The 20093-nt window shown below is 69.3% G+C and carries 19 protein-coding genes; 12 read left to right on the top strand and 7 right to left on the bottom strand.

Annotation, left to right across the window (positions count from 1 at the left end):
- The first annotated feature begins 3 nt into the window (after positions 1-3).
- Together DEO45_RS10395 and mutM are read left to right on the top strand one after the other, a co-directional pair.
- Positions 4-495 (top strand): hypothetical protein, encoded by a 492-nt coding sequence (locus DEO45_RS10395; RefSeq protein WP_114343246.1) that lies wholly within the window; start codon positions 4-6, stop codon positions 493-495.
- Between the two features lie 16 nt (positions 496-511).
- Complete coding sequence (gene mutM, locus DEO45_RS10390; protein ID WP_114343244.1) at positions 512-1339, top strand: bifunctional DNA-formamidopyrimidine glycosylase/DNA-(apurinic or apyrimidinic site) lyase; 828 nt, start codon at positions 512-514, stop codon at positions 1337-1339.
- 149 nt (positions 1340-1488) lie between these two features.
- Here mutM and DEO45_RS10385 read toward each other — a convergent pair whose 3' ends face one another.
- The 3 genes from DEO45_RS10385 to DEO45_RS10375 all read right to left on the bottom strand — a co-directional run bounded on the left by DEO45_RS10385 (position 1489) and on the right by DEO45_RS10375 (position 4366).
- Entirely contained in the window at positions 1489-2259 is a 771-nt protein-coding gene (locus DEO45_RS10385) for a hypothetical protein (RefSeq protein ID WP_114343242.1), read from the bottom strand.
- Positions 2260-2281: 22 nt separating this feature from the next.
- Positions 2282-2914 carry a thymidine kinase gene (locus tag DEO45_RS10380; RefSeq protein WP_114343240.1) on the bottom strand — a complete coding sequence of 211 codons (633 nt, stop codon included), beginning with the start codon at positions 2912-2914 and terminating at the stop codon, positions 2282-2284.
- A 120-nt stretch (positions 2915-3034) separates the two neighbouring features.
- Positions 3035-4366: an NAD(P)/FAD-dependent oxidoreductase gene (locus DEO45_RS10375; protein ID WP_114343238.1), complete on the bottom strand. Its 1332-nt coding sequence runs from the start codon at positions 4364-4366 to the stop codon at positions 3035-3037.
- 106 nt (positions 4367-4472) lie between these two features.
- Here DEO45_RS10375 and DEO45_RS10370 point away from each other — a divergent pair, with 106 nt between their 5' ends.
- Positions 4473-6455: a UvrD-helicase domain-containing protein gene (locus tag DEO45_RS10370; RefSeq protein WP_114343235.1), complete on the top strand. Its 1983-nt coding sequence runs from the start codon at positions 4473-4475 to the stop codon at positions 6453-6455.
- Positions 6456-6535: 80 nt separating this feature from the next.
- A complete protein-coding gene (locus DEO45_RS10365) occupies positions 6536-8116 on the top strand; it encodes a tetratricopeptide repeat-containing sulfotransferase family protein (RefSeq protein ID WP_114343233.1) in 1581 nt (526 codons plus the stop codon).
- Positions 8117-8132: 16 nt separating this feature from the next.
- On the opposite strand, the gene DEO45_RS10360 is transcribed toward DEO45_RS10365, so the two are convergent.
- A complete protein-coding gene (locus DEO45_RS10360; protein ID WP_114343230.1) occupies positions 8133-9164 on the bottom strand; it encodes an AI-2E family transporter in 1032 nt (343 codons plus the stop codon).
- Between the two features lie 127 nt (positions 9165-9291).
- Between DEO45_RS10360 and DEO45_RS10355 the strand changes: the two genes are divergently transcribed.
- The 7 genes from DEO45_RS10355 to DEO45_RS10325 all read left to right on the top strand — a co-directional run bounded on the left by DEO45_RS10355 (position 9292) and on the right by DEO45_RS10325 (position 17318).
- Entirely contained in the window at positions 9292-10191 is a 900-nt protein-coding gene (locus DEO45_RS10355) for a 5'-nucleotidase, lipoprotein e(P4) family (RefSeq protein ID WP_114343228.1), read from the top strand.
- Between the two features lie 292 nt (positions 10192-10483).
- Positions 10484-11416: a hypothetical protein gene (locus DEO45_RS10350; RefSeq protein WP_114343226.1), complete on the top strand. Its 933-nt coding sequence runs from the start codon at positions 10484-10486 to the stop codon at positions 11414-11416.
- A 31-nt stretch (positions 11417-11447) separates the two neighbouring features.
- Positions 11448-14072, top strand: coding sequence for a glycerol-3-phosphate 1-O-acyltransferase PlsB (gene plsB / locus DEO45_RS10345; protein WP_114343224.1), 2625 nt, complete (start codon positions 11448-11450; stop codon positions 14070-14072).
- A gap of 155 nt (positions 14073-14227) precedes the next feature.
- A complete protein-coding gene (locus tag DEO45_RS10340; protein ID WP_114343222.1) occupies positions 14228-15583 on the top strand; it encodes a metal-dependent hydrolase family protein in 1356 nt (451 codons plus the stop codon).
- Positions 15584-15593: 10 nt separating this feature from the next.
- Positions 15594-16349 carry a bifunctional demethylmenaquinone methyltransferase/2-methoxy-6-polyprenyl-1,4-benzoquinol methylase UbiE gene (gene ubiE / locus DEO45_RS10335; RefSeq protein ID WP_114343827.1) on the top strand — a complete coding sequence of 252 codons (756 nt, stop codon included), beginning with the start codon at positions 15594-15596 and terminating at the stop codon, positions 16347-16349.
- Positions 16350-16437: 88 nt separating this feature from the next.
- Positions 16438-16704 carry a DUF2249 domain-containing protein gene (locus DEO45_RS10330; RefSeq protein ID WP_114343220.1) on the top strand — a complete coding sequence of 89 codons (267 nt, stop codon included), beginning with the start codon at positions 16438-16440 and terminating at the stop codon, positions 16702-16704.
- Positions 16704-17318: an FmdE family protein gene (locus tag DEO45_RS10325; protein WP_114343217.1), complete on the top strand. Its 615-nt coding sequence runs from the start codon at positions 16704-16706 to the stop codon at positions 17316-17318. Before DEO45_RS10330 ends, DEO45_RS10325 begins: the two co-directional genes overlap by 1 nt.
- 173 nt (positions 17319-17491) lie before the next feature.
- Here the strand turns inward: DEO45_RS10325 and DEO45_RS10320 are convergent, their stop codons facing one another.
- Genes DEO45_RS10320 through DEO45_RS10310 form a run of 3 tightly spaced genes read right to left on the bottom strand, consistent with a single transcriptional unit; the run spans position 17492 to position 19433 of the window.
- Positions 17492-18184 carry a glutathione S-transferase family protein gene (locus tag DEO45_RS10320; protein WP_114343214.1) on the bottom strand — a complete coding sequence of 231 codons (693 nt, stop codon included), beginning with the start codon at positions 18182-18184 and terminating at the stop codon, positions 17492-17494.
- A gap of 15 nt (positions 18185-18199) precedes the next feature.
- Positions 18200-18520 carry a cupin domain-containing protein gene (locus DEO45_RS10315; protein ID WP_114343212.1) on the bottom strand — a complete coding sequence of 107 codons (321 nt, stop codon included), beginning with the start codon at positions 18518-18520 and terminating at the stop codon, positions 18200-18202.
- Positions 18507-19433, bottom strand: a complete 927-nt coding sequence (locus tag DEO45_RS10310; RefSeq protein ID WP_114343210.1) for a DMT family transporter — start codon at positions 19431-19433, stop codon at positions 18507-18509. The genes DEO45_RS10315 and DEO45_RS10310 overlap by 14 nt, the downstream gene beginning before the upstream one ends.
- 124 nt (positions 19434-19557) lie before the next feature.
- Here DEO45_RS10310 and DEO45_RS10305 point away from each other — a divergent pair, with 124 nt between their 5' ends.
- Positions 19558-20052, top strand: coding sequence for an Lrp/AsnC family transcriptional regulator (locus DEO45_RS10305; RefSeq protein ID WP_114343207.1), 495 nt, complete (start codon positions 19558-19560; stop codon positions 20050-20052).
- Positions 20053-20093 lie beyond the last annotated feature (41 nt).

The following is a 20093-nucleotide window of genomic DNA, read 5'->3' as shown; positions in this document are numbered from 1 at the left end:
GCGATGAAACGCGCCACCCGCCAGCGCCTGCTCCTGTTGCTCGCCGTACTGGCCTTGTCGTCACTGGCCGGCTGGCAATGGCTGCGCGACGCCCGCCATGAAACCGGCAACCTCACCACGCTCGACCCGGCCGGCATCAGCCGCATCGTGCTGACCCTGCCCGGTGCGCCGACCCTGCACTACGAAAAGCGCGACGGCCACTGGTGGCGCACCGACGGCACTCCGACACGCGCCGTCGACGCCCGGCTCAACGACCTCGCCGACACCGCCGTGGCGCCCGTGCTGAGCTGGCGCCCGGCCAGCGATTTCGAGCCGGCGAAGATCGGGCTGGCGCCACCGCGGGCGCTGCTGGTGCTGGATGGGCAGGCGCTGGAATTCGGCGAAAGCTCGGTCACCGGGCCGCAACATTACGTGCGCGTGGGCCAGCGCATCGCGCTGGTATCGTCGCGCTACATGCCGCGCTCGCCGGCGACGGCGACCACCGAGCTGCACTGAGCCGCGGGATCACGCCTTGCCCGAACTGCCCGAAGTCGAAACCACCCGCCGCGGCATCGCGCCGTATCTGGTCGGCCGCCGCGTCACTGGCGTGACCCTGCGCCGGCCCGACCTGCGCTGGCCGATTCCGCCGGAGATCACGACACTGCTGCCCGGCCAGCGCATCGACGCGGTGGAACGCCGCGCGAAGTACCTGCTGCTGCACACGAAAGCCGGCAGTGCGCTGCTGCACCTTGGCATGAGCGGCGTGCTGCGCGTGCTGCCGCCGGATGCGCCGGTGGGCCGGCACGACCATGTCGACATCGCGCTGGAACGCACGAACGCGCAGGCGCCACGCATCCTGCGCTTCACCGACCCGCGCCGCTTCGGCTGCCTGCTGTGGCAGCCGCCCGGCACCACCCACGAGCTGCTCGCCGGGCTCGGCCCCGAGCCGCTCACCGACGCCTTCGACGGCGACCTGCTGTGGCATCGCTCGCGCGGCCGCACGGCGGCGGTGAAGCTGTTCCTGATGGACAACGCCGTGGTCGTCGGCGTGGGCAACATCTATGCCAGCGAGGCGCTGTTCCGCGCCGGCATCGACCCGCGCAAGCCCGCCGGCAGCGTGTCGCGGGTACGCTACGCACGCCTGGCCGCGGAGGTGAAACGCTTGCTGGCCTGGGCCATCGAGCGCGGCGGCACCACCCTGCGCGACTTCCTCAACCCCGACGGCGCACCCGGCTACTTCTTCCGCGAACTGATGGTCTACGGCCGCACCGGCGAACCGTGCCACGTCTGCGGCACGCCGATCCGGCAGGTCACACTGGGGCAGCGCTCCACGTTCTGGTGCCCGCACTGTCAGCGTTGAGGGCCACGGACCTGCCGTGACCGTAGGGCGGGCATGGGCCGCCGGCCTTCCGATCCGTTACCGTGCGCCTGGACACGTGCGGCGGCCGGTACCCGCCCTACCCAAGCTGGACGCCATAGCACGGCGCGCCAGCGGAGATGTGTCACGACTCACTCCGGCCAGCGGAACTCCACGTGGGTGTTGTTGAACTCCGGGTCGTCGAGGCTGCCGCCCGGCTGAGCCACCAGGCCGCCGGGGATGCCGTCGACGTCGAGCTGCTGGCCGGCGTTGAAGTGCGCGCCCAGCGACAGCAGCTCCACCAGTTTCTCGCACAGCACGCCGGCGCGGTCGATGTCCCGCTCGGGCACGTGGCGCAGGCTGAGGTCCGGGCGGCCGAACTTGCGCATGCCGCGGGTGTGGATCCACGAGCGGTCGGCAGCCTCCTCGCCGCTGCGCAGGATCAGCACGTGGTGGCGCGGCGGTGCACCGTCCCTGACCAGGTAGTGACGGCGCCAGTGGTCGGCGTCGAACAGGGTGAGGATCTGCGGGTCGAGGATCGCGGTACCGCCCACGTCGAGCATGCCGGCCAGCACGCCCAGCGTGTCGCGCAGGTAGTCGAGGCTGGCGCCGTCCTTGAGCACGCCACGCACCACCAGCACCTCGGGCGCGATGCGCGCCTCCTCGTACGCTCCGGGCGTGTCTTCCCTGATCAGCCGGCCCAGTTCGCCGTTCAGCGGATAGCCCTCCCACTGGCGCAGCACGGCGTTCTGGAAGCGCTGGATCCCCACGCCCGCGGGCAGGCCGGGGCTGCCGTAGCGCGGCGACGGGATCAGCAGCTCCGGCTCGAACTTGCCGAACACGTAGAACTGCAGCACCGCCTCGTCTTCGCCGGGTTGCCAGTACGGCCGCGGCCAGCTGGCGGGGGGAGTGGCTTCGCTCATGCGGATTCCTTGGTGGCTCGGTTCATTCGCGCTCGCCCAGCGGCAGCACGGTCTGCTGCAGCTCGATGCGGCCCTGGCCCTCGCTGATCTTCTTGAACTCGGCGCGGCTCACCGAGACATAGCGTTCGTTGCCGCCGATCTCAACCTGCGGGCCGTCGGTGACGGCGCGGCCGTGCTCGTCCACGCGCACCACCATGGTCGCCTTGCGCCCGGTGTGGCAGATCGTCTTGATCTCCTGCAGCTCGTCGGCCCAGGCCAGCAGGTAGCTGCTGCCCTCGAACAGCTCGCCGCGGAAATCGGTGCGCAGGCCGAACGCCAGCACCGGGATGCCGAGCCGGTCGACCACGTCGCTGAGCTGCCACACCTGCGCCTTGGCGAGGAACTGCGCCTCGTCGACGAACACGCAGTGCAGCGGGCCGTGCACGGCGATGTCGGCCTCCACCAGCGCCAGCAGGTCCTCGTCGCCGGAGAAGCGTCGCGCGGCCGCCTTGAGGCCGATCCGCGAGGCCACCACGCCCTCGCCGAAGCGGTCGTCCAGCGCCGGGGTGAGGATCAGCGTGCGCATGCCGCGCTCGTGGTAGTTGTACGCGCTCTGCAGCAGCGTGGTGGTCTTGCCGGCATTCATCGCCGAGTAATAGAAATAGAGCTTGGCCATGGTGCGCGTTCGGTTGAAGACCGTGCATGTTAGCGCGACAGGCGAGTGTCGATGGCTTGCCTGAAGACACAAGAGCTCCCCTTCCCGCCCCTCCCCTTCAAGCAGGGGAGTGAGCACACTTCAGGCCTTGTCCGGCGGCGAGTCGCCGCCGGTGAATGGCGCGCGGGCCTGAGCCAGGCGGTCGCGGCGTTCGGCGCGGCTGCGGCGCCAGTCGCGCAGGACGCTGATCGCGTGGACCAGCTTGAACAGCTGCAGCCGCCGCAGCACCTTCGGCGTGTCGAACAGGTCGCCAGCCAGCATCGAGATCACCGCCTGCTCCAGTTGCCAGGTGTTGCGCGGCGAGCGGAGCATCTGCCGCATGACCGGCCCGTTGAAGCGGTGGATAAAGAACGCGAAGCGTGCCATGCCCTTGCGCTGGCGCCGCTCCAGCCGTCGCAGCAGGGCACGTTCGCGCCGCGGTTCGCGCAAGGCCGCATCGACCATGTCGGCGGCCCGCTCCGCACCGTCCATCGCCAGGTACACGCCGGAGGAAAACACCGGGTCGAGAAAGGCGAATGCATCGCCGACCAGCACCCAGCCCGGACCACCCATGCGGGTCGCGTCGTAGGAATAGTTGCCGGTGACATGCACCTCGTTGCCGATCAGCCCGGCGCGCTCGACGCGCCGCCACAGCGCCAGGTTGAGTTTCAGCGTGTCGAGCAGGAACTCCACCGTGCGGCCCCTGCGCTGCTTCAGGTAATCCGGGCGGCACACCGCGCCCACGCTCATCACCCCGTCGGGCAGCGGGATCATCCACATCCAGCCGTGCGCGAAGCGGTAGATGCTGACGTTGCCGGCATCTTCGCCGTCGCGGCGGTCGGCGCCGCGGAAGTGGCCGAAGATCGCCGCGCTCTGGTGCTGGTCGCTCTTGCGCCGCAGCTTCATCTTCGTCGCCAGCAGCGCATCGCGGCCGCTGGCGTCCACCACGTAGCGCGCCTGGATCGCGTAGTCGCGGCCGTCATCGGTGCGCACATCCAGCCGGCTCTCGCGTGGGCCGCGCTGCTCCACGCGCCGCACCTCGTGCCCTTCGCGCGCGTCGGCACCGCAGCCGCGCGCATGCTCGTACAGCATCCGGTCGAAATCCTGCCGCCACACCTGGTACGAGTGCGGCGGGCTCTGTCCGATCGCGCGGGCGAACGCGTAGACGTTGTAGCCGCGCGCGTTGTCGGCCTCGAAATCCGCGCCGGACTTGAACACGCCAAGCTCGCGTACCTTGTCCAGCACGCCGAGGCGCTCGAACACCGGCAGGTTCATCGGCAGCAGCGACTCGCCGATGTGGAAGCGCGGGTGGTGCGCCTTCTCCAGCGCGATCACCTTGTAGCCGCGGCGCGCCAGCAGGGTGGCCGCGGTACTGCCGCCGGGGCCGCCGCCGATCACCGCCACGTCGCACTGTTCGACTTCCTGTTCCGCCATGCCGTTCTCCGCTGACTTCCCGTGCGGCCGATTATGGCCGAAGCCGAAGGGTGCGCCCGGAGCGCTCTGCTACCATCGGCCGCCGCCTCACGCCTCGCTCTGATCCATGCTCAATCCACAACAACTGGCCGCCGTCGAACACTGCGACAGCCCGCTGCTGGTGCTGGCGGGCGCCGGTTCAGGCAAGACCAGCGTGATCACCCAGAAGATCGCCTACCTGATCCAGCGCCGCAAGCTGTCCGCCTCGAAGATCGCCGCGATCACCTTCACCAACAAGGCCGCGCGCGAGATGCGCGAGCGCGTGGCCAAACTGGTCAGCAGCGAGGACGCCGCGGCGCTCACGATCAGCACGTTCCACGCGCTGGGGCTGAAGTTCCTGCAGATCGAGCACGCCCGCGCGGGCCTGCGCCGCGGCTTCTCGGTGCTGGACGCGGACGACAGCGAGGGCATCGTGAAGGAGCTGGCGCCGAAAGGGGCCAAACCCGACGTCTTGTTCGGCATCCGCAACCTGCTCAGCCGCGCCAAGAACGGCGGGCTCTCGCCGGAAGAGGCGCTGGCCGTCGCGCGCAGCCCGCGCGAGCTGGAGGCGGCGACGATCTACGAGCTGTACCAGGCACGCCTCGCGGCCTTCAACGCGGTGGATTTCGACGACCTGATCCGGTTGCCGCTGCGCATCCTGGAATCCGACGCCGAGTGCCGGGACGCCTGGCGCGAGCGCCTGCGCTACCTGCTGGTGGACGAATACCAGGACACCAACGACGCGCAATACCGCCTGCTCAAGGCACTGGCCGGCGAGCGCGGCCACATCACCTGCGTGGGCGACGACGACCAGTCGATCTACGCCTGGCGCGGCGCGAATCCGGAGAACATCGACCAGCTCGGCCGCGACTGGCCGAACCTGCGCGTGATCAAGCTGGAGCAGAACTACCGCTGCGGCCGGCGCATTCTGCGCGCGGCCAACGCGTTGATCGCGCACAATCCGCACAGTCATGAAAAGAAGCTGTGGAGCGAACACCCGGAAGGCGCGCCGATCCGCGTGCTGGAGTGCAAGGAAGCCGAGCACGAGGCCGAGAAGATCGCCTCGATCGCCACCACGCTGGCCGAGAAGCACAAGGCGCGCTGGGACGACATGGCCATCCTCTACCGCGGCAACTTCCAGGCGCGGCCGCTGGAGAAGGCGCTCCGCCTGGCGCGCATTCCGTATCACCTCACCGGCGCCTTGAGCTTTCTCGACCGCGCCGAGGTGAAGGATCTGCTGTGCTACCTGCGCCTGCTGACCAACCCCAGCGACGACGCCGCGTTCCTGCGCGTGGTCAACGTGCCGAAGCGCGAGATCGGCGCGACCACGCTCGATAAGCTCGGCCAGCTCGCGCAGTCGCGCCACTCGTCGCTGCTCGATGCGACGCGCAGCGACGGCGTGCTGCGCCAGCTCACCCCGCGCCCGGCCGCGGCGCTGGCTTCGTTCGCCAGCCTGCTCGACGAACTGCGCAGCGCCTCGTTGCACGAGAGCGCCGCCGACCTGGTCGAACTGATCCTGAAACGCACCGGTTACGCGGCGCAGATCGCGGCAAACACGCCCGACACCAGCGTGCGCGAGCGCAAGCTCGGCAACCTGAAGGAACTGGCCGACTGGTTCCGCGCGATGCAGAAAGGGGGCAACACGGCCGGCGACCTCGCCTCGCAGCTCGCCCTGCTCAGCCACGCCGACCGCGACGAGCCCGGCAACGCGGTGCGCATGATGACCCTGCACGCGGCGAAGGGGCTGGAGTTCCGCTTCGTCTTCATCGTCGGCTGCGAGGACGGCACGCTGCCGCACGAGGGCGCGCTGGACGAAGGCCGCGTCGACGAGGAGCGCCGGCTGATGTACGTCGGCATCACCCGTGCCAAGGAACTGCTGACGCTGTCGTGGTCGGCCAGGACCAAGCGCTACGGCGACGTCCACAACAACCAGCCCAGCCGCTTCCTGCACGAACTGCCGCAGGCCGACCTGCACTGGCAGGGCAAGGACCCGGAAGCGGACAAGGAAGTGACCCGCGAGACCGCCGAGTCGCACATGGCGCGAATCAAGGCGATGCTGGCAGGCGGTTGAGTTGACGACCCGGGGCAAATGTTTTCCAGTTCCCGTCACGACAGCCAGCCGCACGCGCCTTCCGGCGCCAGGGGATTCCCATGACCGACCCGACCCGGGCGTATACCAGGCTCATCGAGGCATTCAACCAGAATGACTGGCCGCGGGTACGGCAGCGCGCAGCGCAACTTCTGCCGACCCTGCCGCACGATCCGGTGGTGCATTTCATGGCCGGCGTGGCCTGCATGCAGACGCAGCAGATGCCGCAGGCGCTGGACTGCCTGCTCAGGGCCACCCAGCTGGAACCCGGCCGCGCCGACTTCCTCGCGCAGTACGCGAGGGCGCTGCTCCTCGTCCGGCGGATGCGGGAAGCGCGGCTGGTCGCCGACGAGGCCATGAACTTCTCGCCCGGCGACCCGATGACGCTGGATGCGCTGGGCGTGGTCTACGCCCAGGTCCATGCGTTCGCGCAAGCGGCGGCGGTCTTCCGCCGCGCCGTGGCGCTCACGCCCGCGCAGGCCTCTTCCCGTTTCCATCTCGCCCATGCGCTGACGGCCATGGGCGACAACGAGGGCGCAGAGCGCGAGCTGGAGGCCGGCATCCGGCTCGAACCGGGCTACTGGAAAGCCCACCTCAACCTGGCCCAGCTGCGGCGGCAGGCCCCGACCCGCAACCACCTCGAACGGATGCAGTCGCTGCTGTCGCAGCACGGCAACGACATCGGCGCACGGATCTACCTCAACCTGGCGCTGGCCAAGGAGTACGACGACACCGCCGATTACCCGAAAGCCTTCGGGCACCTACTGCACGGCAATGCGGCGGTGCGCAGTCTGCGCCCCTATTCGGCCAGACGGGACGAGGCGATGTTCGATGCCCTGGTGCGCACCTTCCCCGCCGTGCACGACGAGCCGGCCGAAGGCGATCCCTCCGCTGAGCCGATCTTCGTCATCGGCATGCCGCGCACCGGCACGACGCTGCTGGAGCGCATCCTCTCCAGCCACCCGGACGTGTACGCCGCGGGCGAACTGCAGAACTTCCCGACGGCGCTGCAGCAGGCGGCGGGTGGCCAGCTGCCGCTGCTGTTCGATCCGGACATCGCCGCCCGCACTACCGCCATCGACTGGCGACGGCTCGGCGCCGCCTATCTCGCCAGCACCCGGCCCGCCACGGCGGAACGGCCGCGCTTCATCGACAAGCTGCCGCACAATTTCCTGTATGCCGGCTTCATCGCCCGTGCCCTGCCGAACGCCAGGATCATCTGCCTGCGCCGCGACCCGCTGGACACCTGCCTCGGCAACTTCCGGCACTTCTTCGACCGGGAGTCGCCCTACTACGACTACTCCTTCGACCTGCTCGACACCGGTCGGTATTACGTCCAGTTCGAGCGCCTGATGGCGCACTGGCGGAACGTGCTGCCCGGACGCATCCTGGAGCTGCCCTACGAATCGCTGGTGCAAACGCCCGAGACGGCGGCGCGCCGGCTGCTGGCGTTCTGCAACCTGCCCTGGAACGACGCCTGCCTGCGCCCCGAGAGCAACGCCGCACCGGTCAACACGCCCCATGCCTGGCAGGTGCGCGCGCCGATCTACGGCACGGCGATCGGCCGCTGGAAACACTACGAACCGCAATTGCAGGAGCTGCGACAGTTGCTCGGCGAAGCCGGCATCGGGTTGCGGGACTGAACCGCCGCCGCGTGGCTCAGATCAGCTTCGCCGCCTCCAGCTCGCTCTTCAGGTACGCGTAGTAGATCGGCGCGGCGATCACGCCGGGCAGGCCGAATGCGGCTTCCATCAGCAGCATGGCCACCAGCAGCTCCCAGGCGCGGGCGCGGATCTGGGTGCCGACGATGCGTGCGTTGAGGAAGTATTCGAGCTTGTGGATGAGGATCAGGAACGCCAGCGCGGCGATGCCCACGCCCAGCGACACCGACATGCCGGCCACCGTGATCGCCGTGTTGGAAATCAGGTTGCCGATCACCGGCAGCAGGCCGGCCACGAAGGTCACCGCCACCAGGGTCTTGGCCAGCGGCACGTGGATGCCCATCAACGGCAGCAATCCAAGCAGGAAGACCGCGGTGAACGCGGTGTTGATCAGCGAAATCTTGATCTGCGCGAACACGATGTTGTGGAACGCGTCGGCCAGGCGCTGGCAACGCAGGCTCAGCGCCGCCGCCAGCGGACCCATCTGGTGCGCCGGGCGGGTGCGGCCGAGCGCCACGATCGCGCCCAGCACCAGGCCGATGATGACGTGCACGAATACCCGCACCGCGCCCTTGCCCGCCAGTTGCAGCGTATCGGCATGCTTGCGGGCCAGCTCGATCGCGCCCACGCGCAGGTCGTCGACGCTGTCGGGCAGGTTGTTCACCAGCGCCGGCGGCAGTTGCTGGCGCGCTTTCTCCACCAGCGGCATCAGCTGCTCCTGCCAGAGCAACTGCGGGTTGCCGATTTCGTGCCGGAACAGGCTGATCGCACCGAGGATCAGCAGCAGCAGCAGGCCCACCACGATCGCGCCCAGCACCGCCACCACCACCACCCGCGCGCGGTCGCCGGAGATGCGCCGGCCCAGCAGCGGCACCATCGCCTGCACCAGCTCGAACACCAGCAGGCCGGCCAGCAGCGCGGGCAGCAGGTGGATCCTGACGACCAGCAGCAGCACGGCCGCCGCCAGCAGGTAGCTGGCGCAGCGGATCACCGACGAGGACTCGCGCAAGGCGGGTAGGGGGGAATCCATGCGGAAGGGAACCGTGGGCCAGGAAACCGCCAGTCTGTCAGCAGCCCGCCACCGCTGCCAGCCCTGCCACGGCGCTGTCGTAAACTTCGTTCATCGTTCCGCCTCGCTTCCCGCCAAGGATTACCGCATGTCACTCCGTTTGCCCGCCGCCCTGCTCGCGCTCGGCCTGCTGGCTGGCTGCGCCACCGCGCCGCGCCAACCTGCCGCCACGCTGCCGGCAGCGATGCCTGCCGCGGCTGCCGTCCCGGCGACGGTCGCCGCCAACGACAACCTCAATGCGGTGGCGTGGAGCCAGACCGCGATCGAGCACGACCTGATCTACCTGCAGACCTTCCGCGATGCGCAGGCGCAACTGCTGACCGCGCTGCACGACAGGCACTGGGACGCCCTCGGCAAGGGCGACCGCACCACGCCGCTCGCGGGCCTGAAGCCGGCGGTGATCCTGGACGTCGACGAGACCGTGCTGGACAACTCGCCGTTCGCCGCACGAGGCGTGCGCGGCGGCAGCGAATACAACGAAGCCGAATGGGCGGCCTGGTGCCGGGAGGAACGTGCCAGGGCGTTGCCCGGCGCGGTCGAGTTCACCCGGTTCGCGGCGAAGCACGGCATCGCGGTGATCTACATCTCCAACCGCGCGAAGGACCTGGACCAGGCCACCCTGGCCAACCTGCGCAAGGCGGGGCTGCCGGTCAGCGGCCCGCAGGCGTTCCTCGGCCTGGGCACCGTGGTGGACGGCTGCGAACAGGCCGGCAGCGAAAAGGGCTGCCGCCGCCAGCTGGTCGCGCGGCACTATCGCGTGCTGATGCAGTTCGGCGACCAGATCGGCGATTTCGTGGACGTCCTCGCCAACACCGCCGACGGACGCCGCAAGGCGGTCGCCGACTACCTGCCGTGGGTCGGTACCCGCTGGTTCGTGCTGCCCAACCCCACCTATGGCTCGTGGGAGCCGGCGCTGTTCAACAACGACTGGAGCCTTTCGCCCGGGCAGCGACGCCAACAAAAGCTCGATGCACTGCGCGCTGAATAATTTTAACGTTGTAAAACAATAAATTGTAGAATAAACAAAAAGTATTGCCTCAGCTTTAACGAGCGGGTAATATTTGAACCGCCAACACCTGCTGACCAAAATCTTCGCAGGCATGGCCATTTCCCTCCGGCTCTGCCGGATTTCCCCGTGAGGCCCAACGCCCGCGGGGTTTTCTTTTGGGGGTTCGCAAAAATTTGCGCTTCGACCTTGTTTCGAGGCCGCCACGACCCTTACCCTGCGCGCTCGCCTCGGCCGCGCGGCGCGTCCGCCGCCACACCGTGAGAAACCGCCCATGCGACTTCCTTCCCTGCGCCACGTCCTGCTGCCGCTGCTTGCCGCGCTGTTGCTCGGCGCTTGCCATGGCAAGGACGAAGCCGCCCAGCCGGGCGGCAGCTCTCCGGAGGCGGCGCTGCGGACCTCGATCGACCTGTTCAAGGCCGGCGACTTCCAGGGGCTGTGGAAGCACGCGCTGCCACCAGCCGACTACGCCGCCATGCGCTCGGACTGGAGCCGCCAGCAGCTGGCGCCGGAACCGGTTGCCGCCGGGGACCGCGCCCGCTTCGACGAGATGGTGCGCAAGCTCACCGAACCGGATGCGGAGAACAGGCTGTACGCCGAACTGCAGCCGAAACTGGCCGCCATGGAGCAGCAGTACAAGGATCAGCTGCCGGTGCTGGTCAGCATCGGCGAGGCGCTGGTGAAGAACGGCCTGGCACGGAACCCGACCCTGAGCGCGGCGCAGAAAAACCAGGTCACCGACGTGCTGGACGCGCTGCTGCCTTGGGCGCAGCAAACGCCGTGGTTCGACCAGGCCAGGGCGAAGCAGGCGATCCGGGTGGCCGTGGCCACCACGCGCCAGCTCGACCTGAAAAGCCCGGAACAGCTGCGCACGATGGACTTCGACGCCTCGATGGCCAGGTATGCCACCGCCTATGGCGGCCTCAAGCAGTTGCTGGCGATCTACGGGCTGTCGCTCGACGCCACGCTGGACTCGATCCGGCTCGGCCCGGTGTCCGGCAGCAACGGCCGCGCGGTGGTGCGGATCGACTACACCCTGCTCGGCAAACCGCTGTCGACCGAGTCGACCCTGGTGCAGGAAGACGGCCGCTGGTACAGCGAGGACCTGTTGCACAGCGTGCGCCAGTCGCACCAGCGCCGGCTGCAGGAACTCGCCGGCGCACCGGCGCGCGCAACCAGTGCCCCTGGCGCCGTAACGAAAGACTGAACATCACGGCCATTAGAATAGACCGATGCCAATGAACAGCACCGCGGACTCCCCTGCCCGCCAGCGCGCGCCCTGGTGGTTCAACCTGGCCGGCCAGCTGCTGCAGCCGTGGGTGCGCATCCGCCGCGACCCGGCCGAGCCCACCACCTTGCTGCAGGCCGGCGTGCCGGTCTGCTACGTGATCGAGCGCGACGGCTTCTCCGACGCCCTGATCCTGCAGCGCGCCTGCCGCGAAGCCGGCCTGCCCAACCCGATGCAGCCGCTGGCCGGCACCCGCCGCCGGCGCTCGGTGTTCGCCCTTGCCCGGCGCGACGGCTGGCTGTTCGGCCGCAACCGCCGGCGCAACCCCAACGAACCGCTGCGGCAACTGGTGCGTTCGCTGGAAGGCATGCCCGGGGACGACATCCAGATCATGCCGGTATCCATCTACGTCGGCCGCGCGCCCAGCCGCGACAGCGGCTGGTTCCGCGTGCTGTTCTCGGAAAACTGGGTGATGGTGGGCCGCTTCCGCCGCATGCTGGCGCTGCTGCTGAACGGGCGCGACACGGTAGTGCACTTCTCCGCCCCGGTGTCGCTGCGCCAGATGCTGGACGAAGCCGACGCGATCGCCCCGGAACGTTTCGCACGCAAGGTCGCGCGGGTGCTGCGCGCGCATTTCCACCGCATCCGCGCCGCGGTGATCGGACCGGACCTGTCGCACCGGCGCACGGTGGTCGATGCGGTGCTGAACGCCGAACCGGTGCGGGCCGCGATCGCCGCCAGCGCGGCCAAGGAAAAGATCAGCCAGGCCAAGGCCTGGCGCAAGGCGCACAAGCTGGTGCTGGAGATCGCCGCCGACTACTCGCACCCGGTGGTGCGCTCGGCCTCCTTCCTGCTCTCCAACTTCTGGAACAAGCTGTACGACGGCATCGCCATGCACCACTTCGACAAGGCCCGCGCCGCCGCGCCGGGCCACGAGGTGATCTACGTGCCCTGCCATCGCAGCCACGCCGACTACCTGCTGATGAGCTATCAGCTGCACGTTTCCGGCGTGGTGGTGCCGCATATCGCGGCGGGCGTGAACCTCAACCTGCCGGTGATCGGACCGATCCTGCGTCGCGGCGGCGCGTTCTTCCTGCGTCGCAGCTTCAAGGGCAATGCGTTGTACTCGGTAGTGTTCAACGAGTACGTGGCGCAGCTGATCGACCGCGGCGTGCCGATGGAATACTTCATCGAGGGCGGGCGTTCGCGCACCGGCCGCCTGCTGGCGCCGCGCGCCGGCATGCTGGCGATGACGGTGCGCGCGTTCCTGCGCGCGCCGCGCCGGCCGGTGCTGTTCCAGCCGGTCTACATCGGCTACGAGAAGCTGATGGAGGGCAAGTCCTACATCGGCGAGCTCAGCGGCCAGCCGAAGGAAAAGGAATCCCTGCTCGGCCTGCTCAAGGGCCTCAAGGTGCTGCGCCAGCGCTACGGACACGTGGCGCTGAACTTCGGCGAACCGGTCGAGCTGACCCCGCTGCTGGACGCCGCCAGCGGCGACTGGCGCGTCGCCACCACCGACCCCGAGGCGAAACCGGAGTGGCTGAACGCGGTCACCGACCGCCTCGCCGAGCGGATCCAGATCAACATCAACCGCGCCGCCGACGTCAACCCGATCAACCTGCTGGCACTGGCGCTGCTCGCCACGCCCAAGCACGCGATGGCCGAGAGCGACCTTTTGACCCAGCTCGAGCTGGGCAAGGCGATGCTGGAGGAACTGCCGTATTCCGACCGCATCACGCTGACCCCGATGGGCCCGGCCGCGATCATCGCCTACGGCGAGCAGATGGGCTGGATCCAGCGCGTGCAGCACCCGCTCGGCGACGTGCTCACCGCCACCGGCGAGCGCGCGGTGCTGCTCAGCTACTTCCGCAACAACGTGCTGCACCTCACCACCACCGCTGCGTGGGTCGCCTGCTGCTTCCTCAACAACCGGCGCATGTCGCGCTCCTCGATCCTGCGGCTGGGCCGGATCATCTACCCGTTCATCCAGGGCGAGCTGTTCCTGCCTTGGGACGAGGACGGATTCGCCACGCAGATGCAGGCGACCATCGACTTCTTCGTGCGTCGCGGCCTGCTCGAATCGGTCAGCGACGGGCGCGTGCTCGAGCGCAGCCCCGGCCAGGACGACGGCGCCTACCAGCTCAAGGTGATCGCGCGCAGCCTGATCCAGGCGTTCGAGCGCTACTACATCACCATCGCCGCGCTGGCCAAGAACGGCCCGCACACGCTGACCGGCGCCGAGCTGGAGAATGCCTGCACGCTCACCGCGCAGCGGCTGTCGCTGCTCAACGAGCTGTCCGCGCCGGAGTTCTTCGACAAGGCGCTGTTCCGCGGCTTCATCCAGAAGCTGCGCGAGCGCCGGGTGGTGTGGACCGACGAGGACGGCAAGCTCGACTACGACGCCGCGCTGGAAGGCATGGTGCGCGACGCGCGGGTGATCCTGTCGCGCGAGGTGCGCCACTCGATCCTGAAGATCACCCCCGGCGGCGACCGGGAACCCATGGCGGACCAGCCCGCCCACGTTCCCGCCGACAGCGACGACGCCGCACTGCACGAACGCCACGTCGCGGCCGAGCACCACCTGCACCAGGCATCGGGCGGCACCGGGGCAGCGGCCGACCCGACGCGGGAATGAGGCGGCAACGCCGCCTCGCATCGGTCACCGGCGGGCGCAGCCGCCGTTGCATCCCCGCTTGACGCAGGCCGGCCCGTGCCCGGGCGCCGGCGCAGGGTAGGCGAAGGCTTCGCGCAGGCTCTAGGATGGGCGTTCCCCTCCTGGAATCCTCGCCCATGACCGCACGCCGTCTCCTCGTCCTCACTGCCGCCCTGCTGTCGCTGCCGGTCGGCGCCGCGGCGGCCGACATCGCGGCCCGGCCCGACGTTCGCGTGCTGCATTGCGCGCGCCTGCTCGACACCGCTGCCGGCAGGATGCTCGGCGAGACCAGCGTGGTGGTCGACGGCAACCGCATCCGTGAGTTGCACGCCGGCGCCGTGGACATCGAGCCGTACCGCAAGCAGGCCGGCGCGGCAGGCGGCTCGTTCGAGTACATCGACCTGCCCGGTTCGACCTGCCTGCCCGGCCTGATCGACAGCCACACCCATCTGACCATGGAGTTCAGCCGCTCCACCTACAGCGACAAGTTCCGCCTCGATCCGGCGGACTACGCGATTCGCAGCACGGTCTATGCCAGGCGCACGCTGCTGGCCGGCTTCACCACCGTGCGCAACCTCGGCGACGCGCACAACGAGTCCATCGCGCTGCGCAACGCCATCAACGCCGGCATCGTGCCGGGACCGCGCATCTTCAGCGCCGGCCAGTTCATCGGCACCACCGGCGGCCACGCCGACCCCACCAACGGCTACCGCGCGGACCTCGCCGGCGACCCCGGCCCGAAGGACGGCATCATCGACTCGCCCGGGGACGCCTGGAAAGCGGTGCGCCAGCACTACAAGGACGGCGCCGACCTGATCAAGATCATGCCCTCCGGCGGCGTGCTCGACGAAAGCAGCAGCGCCGACAATGCGCAGATGACCCTCGAGGAGATCAAGGCCGTGGTCGCCGCCGCGCACGACTATGGTTTCACCGTGGCGGCGCACGCGCACGGCGCCGAGGCGATCCGTCGGGCGGTGCTCGGCGGCGTCGACTCGATCGAGCACGGCACCTACATGGACGACGCCGACATGAAGCTGATGAAGGAGCACGGCACCTGGTTCGTGCCGACCATCATCGCCGGCAAGTTCGCCGAGGAGAAGGCGAAGGAAGGCTGGTATCCGCCGCAGGTCGCCGCCAAGGCGGAACAGGTCGGGCCGATCATCCAGGCCACCGCCGGCAAGGCCTACAGGGCCGGCGTGAAAATCGCATTCGGTACCGATGCCGGGGTGTATCCGCACGGCGGTAACGCGAAGGAATTCCTCTACATGGTGCAGGCCGGCATGCCGCCGATGTTCGTGCTGCAGGCCGCCACCACGCATGCCGCCGAGCTGCTGCACAAGCAGGACGAGCTGGGGCGGATTGCCGCGGGCCGGCGCGCCGATGTCATCGCGGTGCCGGGCAACCCGCTGGATGACATCGGCGCGATGCAGCATGTCAGCTTCGTGATGAAGGACGGCATCGTCTACAAGGACGGCGGCAAGCCGACGCTGTAGCATGTCGCCCATGAACGAGCCGCAATCCAAGACCACCCACTTCGGCTTCCGCGACGTGCCGGTGGACGACAAGCAGAAGCTGGTCGGCCAGGTGTTCACCTCGGTCGCTCGCAGCTACGACCTGATGAACGACCTGATGTCGTTCGGCATCCACCGGCTGTGGAAGCGCCATTTCGTGGCGATCAGCGGCGTGCGCCGCGGCGACCGCGTGCTGGACCTGGCCGGCGGCACCGGCGACATCGCCGCGCTGATGAAACCGGTGGTCGGCGACGAGGGAGAGGTGGTGGTGGGCGACATCAACGCGGCAATGCTCGGCGTGGGCCGCGACCGCCTCACCGACCGCGGCTTGGTCGCCGGCCTGCGCTGGGCCCAGCTCAACGCCGAGGCGCTGCCGTTCCCCGACAACAGCTTCGACGCGGTGACCATGGCCTTCGGCCTGCGCAACGTCACCGACAAGGACAAGGCGCTGGCCGACATCTGCCGCGTGCTCAAGCCCGGCGGCCGCGCGCTGGTGCTGGAGTTCTCGAAAGTACAGAGCGAGCTGTTCGGCAAGCTCTACGACTTCCACTCGTTCAAGATCCTGCCGAAGCTGGGCCAGCTGTTCGCCGGCGACGCCGACAGCTACCAGTACCTGGCCGAGTCGATCCGCAAGCATCCCGACCAGGCCACCCTGAAGGGCATGATGGAACGCGCCGGCTTCGGCCGCGTCGAGGTTCGCAACCTCAGCAACGGCATCGTGGCGATCCACCGCGCATACAAGTTCTGAGACAGGGGCCGGTCCGGCTGATCCAGATCAGTGGCCGGCCAGAGTGCGCGGCGTATGTTGGGGCTCCCTTTCCCGCGAGCCTCCTCCCATGTCCATCGACACCGTTTCCGAACAGAACGTGCACCTCTTCGACGCGCGCGGGGTGGCCCGGCGCTTCCGCCACTCGGCGATCTTCGGCGCGATCGGTGCGCTGCGCTCGGGCGAGACGATGCGCTTCGTCAACGACCACGACCCGATCCCGCTGATCGCCCAGCTGCGCGAGCGCCTCGGCGACCACCTCACAGTGAACTACCGCCAGCGCGACGCCGATGCGGTGGTTATCGACTTCGGCATCACCGGCCTGCCGGGGGAGTGATGGACTACCCCGCGTTCTACGACCAGGCGCCGCGCATCACGATGCGCGACCCGCTGGCCGGGTTTCTCGGCGCCGCCGGGGGCGGCCTGCTGGAATACAGCTACCTCGATGCGGTACGGCTGGCCGGCCACTCCTGCCCCACCGTCGCCGGCGCCTGGCTGATGGCGCGCACGGCGCTGCAGGCGCTGTACCCGGGTGAGCCGGCCGAACGCGGCGGCATCACGGTGCGCATGCCGGCGCCCGCGGACGAGGGGGTCACCGGCGTGATCGCGCAGGTGCTGACCCTGGTCACCGGCGCCGCCGCCGAGAACGGCTTTCACGGCATCGGCGGCCGCTTCGTGCGGCAGTCGCTACTGGATTTCGCCGCCGCCCCGAGCGCCAGCGCGGTGCAGTTCAGCCGCCGCGACAACGGCGAGGCGGTCGCGGTGACCCTGGACCTGTCCCGCGTGCCGCCGGCACCGAACCTGCGCGAGCTGATGGTCGTCGCGCTGCACCCGACCGCCACCGCGCACCAACACGCCACCTTCGCGCACGCCTGGCAGGACCGCGTGCGGCGCCTGCTGCTGGAGCACGCCGACGACCCCGAGGTGTTGCGGCTGACCCGGCTGAACTGAGAGGTTGTGACTATTCAACCTCGAAGGCCGTCCATGGATGGCCGGGCGCGGATCGGGCACGCAAGTGCCTGATCCGCGTGAGCGAGTCCGGACACGTGCCGGACTCGCGACGGAAGAAAACCACAGGAAGTGGTTTTCTTCACAAGCAGTGAGCGCGCGCCGACGGCGCGCACTCAACCGGCGCGGCGCAGGTCCTGCAGCCAGGTGCCGGCGCGGCGCACTTCGTCCTCGTGTTCCGGGTCGCGCCAGCTCTCGACCAGCGCGGCGGCGTACCACTCGCGCATCGCGGGCAGGTCGAGCAGGCGCTGCGCATAGGCCATCGCGGCGTCGCCGAGCCGCAGCCCGTAGCTCTGGATGCGAAACGCCACCGGCGCGTAGAACGCATCGACCGCGCTGAAGGCGTTGCCGGCGAGGAACGGGCCGCCGAAGCGCGCCAGCCCCTCGTTCCACAGTTCGTCGAGGCGGGCAAGGTCCCGGCGCAGCGCCGCGTCCGGCGCCTCGACGCGCACGCGAACCCCGCAGTTCATCGTGCAGCTGCCGCGCAGCGCGGCGAAACCCGCGTGCATCTCCGCCGCCGCGCAGCGCGCCCAGGCGCGCGCGAACGCGTCGGCGGGCCACACGCCGGGATGGCGCTCGGCCAGGTATTCGACGATGGCCAGCGAATCCCACACCGTCACCTCGCCGTCGCGCAGGCACGGCACCTTGCCGGTGGGCAAGAAGGCGCGGAACGCGTCCCAGCTCTCGCCGCTGCCGCCGGTGAACGGCACCAGCCGCTCGGCGAACGGGATGTCCAGTGCGCGCAGCAGCACCCATGGCCGCAGCGACCATGAGGAGTAGTTCTTGTTGGCGATGCAGAGTTCGTACATGCGTATCTCCCGTGGTCAGGTGTCGACGATGAGCAGGATGCCATGGCTGCCTTCCGCCACCGCATGCGCAACGCCGGCCGGCACCAGGCACAGTTCGCCGGCGCCCACCGTCCGCACCTGATCGGCGAAGCGCAGCCGCATCCGGCCTTCGAGCACCAGCAGGGCCTCGGCCTGGTCGTGGATTTCCTCCGGGTAAGCGCCGGCATCCATCCGCAGCAGTTTCAGCCGGGCCTGCCCTATGCCTCCGAGCAGCCGCGATCGCCACGCCTGCGGCAACTCCCGCGCCAGCGTGCCGAGGTCGATGACGTCGGGCGCTGGCGCATCAGGGCCGCTCATTGGCGCATGCCTCCGCAAGGACCGGCGCCGGTGGCGATGCGCGACGCCGGGCGTTCGCCAGCACCACACCACCCACGGTGATCGCGCCACCGACCAGGATCAGCGCGTTCGGCACCTCGTGCAGCCACAGCCAGCCGATCAGCAAGGCGATCGGCGGCGACAGGTAGATGAAGCTGCTGACCCGCGACGCCGAGGCGCGGCTCACCGCCATGTTCCAGGCCAGGTAACCGATGAAGGTGGGCGCGATGCCCAGCCACAGCAGCGCGCCGATCCGCGGCCAGCTCGCAACGCCCAGCGCCTGCGGCAACTGCCAGCCGAATGGCGCGGTGGCGAGCGTGCCGGCGAAGAAGGTGAACGCGGTGACGCCGAGCATGCTGTTGCGCGCGAACAGCGCCTTCTGGCCCACGAAGTAGATCGCCGATGCGAGTACGCACAGCAGCACCAGCAGTGCCTTCGGGTCCACCTCCACCCGCTCACCGCTGGCCAGCACCACCAGCACGGTGCCCACCAGCGCCACCGCCAGGCCGACCCAGGTGCGCAGCGTCAGCCGCTCGCGCAGCCAGAACGCGGACACCGCCGCGGTGGCGGCCGGCACCAGCGAAATCAGGATCGAGGCGGTGCCGCTGGCGATCCGCGTCTCGGCGTAGTTCAGGCACAGGTGGTAGACGGTGAGGCCGATCACGCCGAGCAGGGCCAGCTGCGGCCAGTCGCGCCGCGCCGGCAGCGGCACGCGCCTTGCCCGCAGCAACACGGCGAAGCACAGCGAGCCGATCAGCAGCCGCGCGAACGCCACCTCCCCGGGGGTGAACGCGGGCAGCGCGTAGGCGATCGCGGCGTACGCCGACGACCAGGTGAGCAGGGCGATCGCGATGCCGGCCAGGGCGCGGCCATCGAGGCGTTCGACGGTATCCATGGGGACGGATTCCAGGGGATGGGAAGTGCGCATCCTAGCCCTGGCGCCCCGGGCGGTGAATAATGCATCGCATTGTGCACGCCGCGTTTGACCGGCGAATGAAACCATCGCGAGGGCCTCCACCTTGGATTCGAAACCGGAACTCGACGGCAAGGACTGGCAACTGCTGGAAGCCCTGCAGCAGGACGCGCGCCTGGGCTACGCCGAGCTGGGCCGCAAGGTGCGCCTGTCCGCGCCGGCGGTGGCCGAGCGGGTGAAGCGGCTGGAGGAGGCAGGCGTGATCAGTGGCTACCGCGCAGTGGTGGAGCCGAAGCGGCTGGGCTACCGCATCGAGGCGATGGTGCGGCTGCGCTGCGACGGCGGCATCTGCGCGCGCATCGGCGTCGTCGTGGCGGACATCCCCGAGGTGCTCGACTGTCGCCGCCTCGCCGGCGAGGATTCCGCCCTGCTGCGCGTGGTGGCGATGTCGATCAGCCACCTGGAAAGCGTGCTCGACCGCCTGCTGAAGATCCACGCCAGCATCAGCACCACTACCCTGGTCGTGCTGCAGGCACCCCATGCGAACCGCGCGATCAACCGCCCGATGTGGGACGCCGCGCGCAAGTTCTCCGCCGATTGAGCCGCGTCGCCACGCGCCTGCCACACGATTGCGGTACTTCT

Source organism: Rhodanobacter denitrificans (assembly GCF_003335105.1).
Classification (GTDB): domain Bacteria; phylum Pseudomonadota; class Gammaproteobacteria; order Xanthomonadales; family Rhodanobacteraceae; genus Rhodanobacter; species Rhodanobacter denitrificans_A.
The sequence above is the reverse complement of the archived record's forward strand: the minus strand, read 5'-3'. Positions and strand labels throughout refer to the sequence as shown.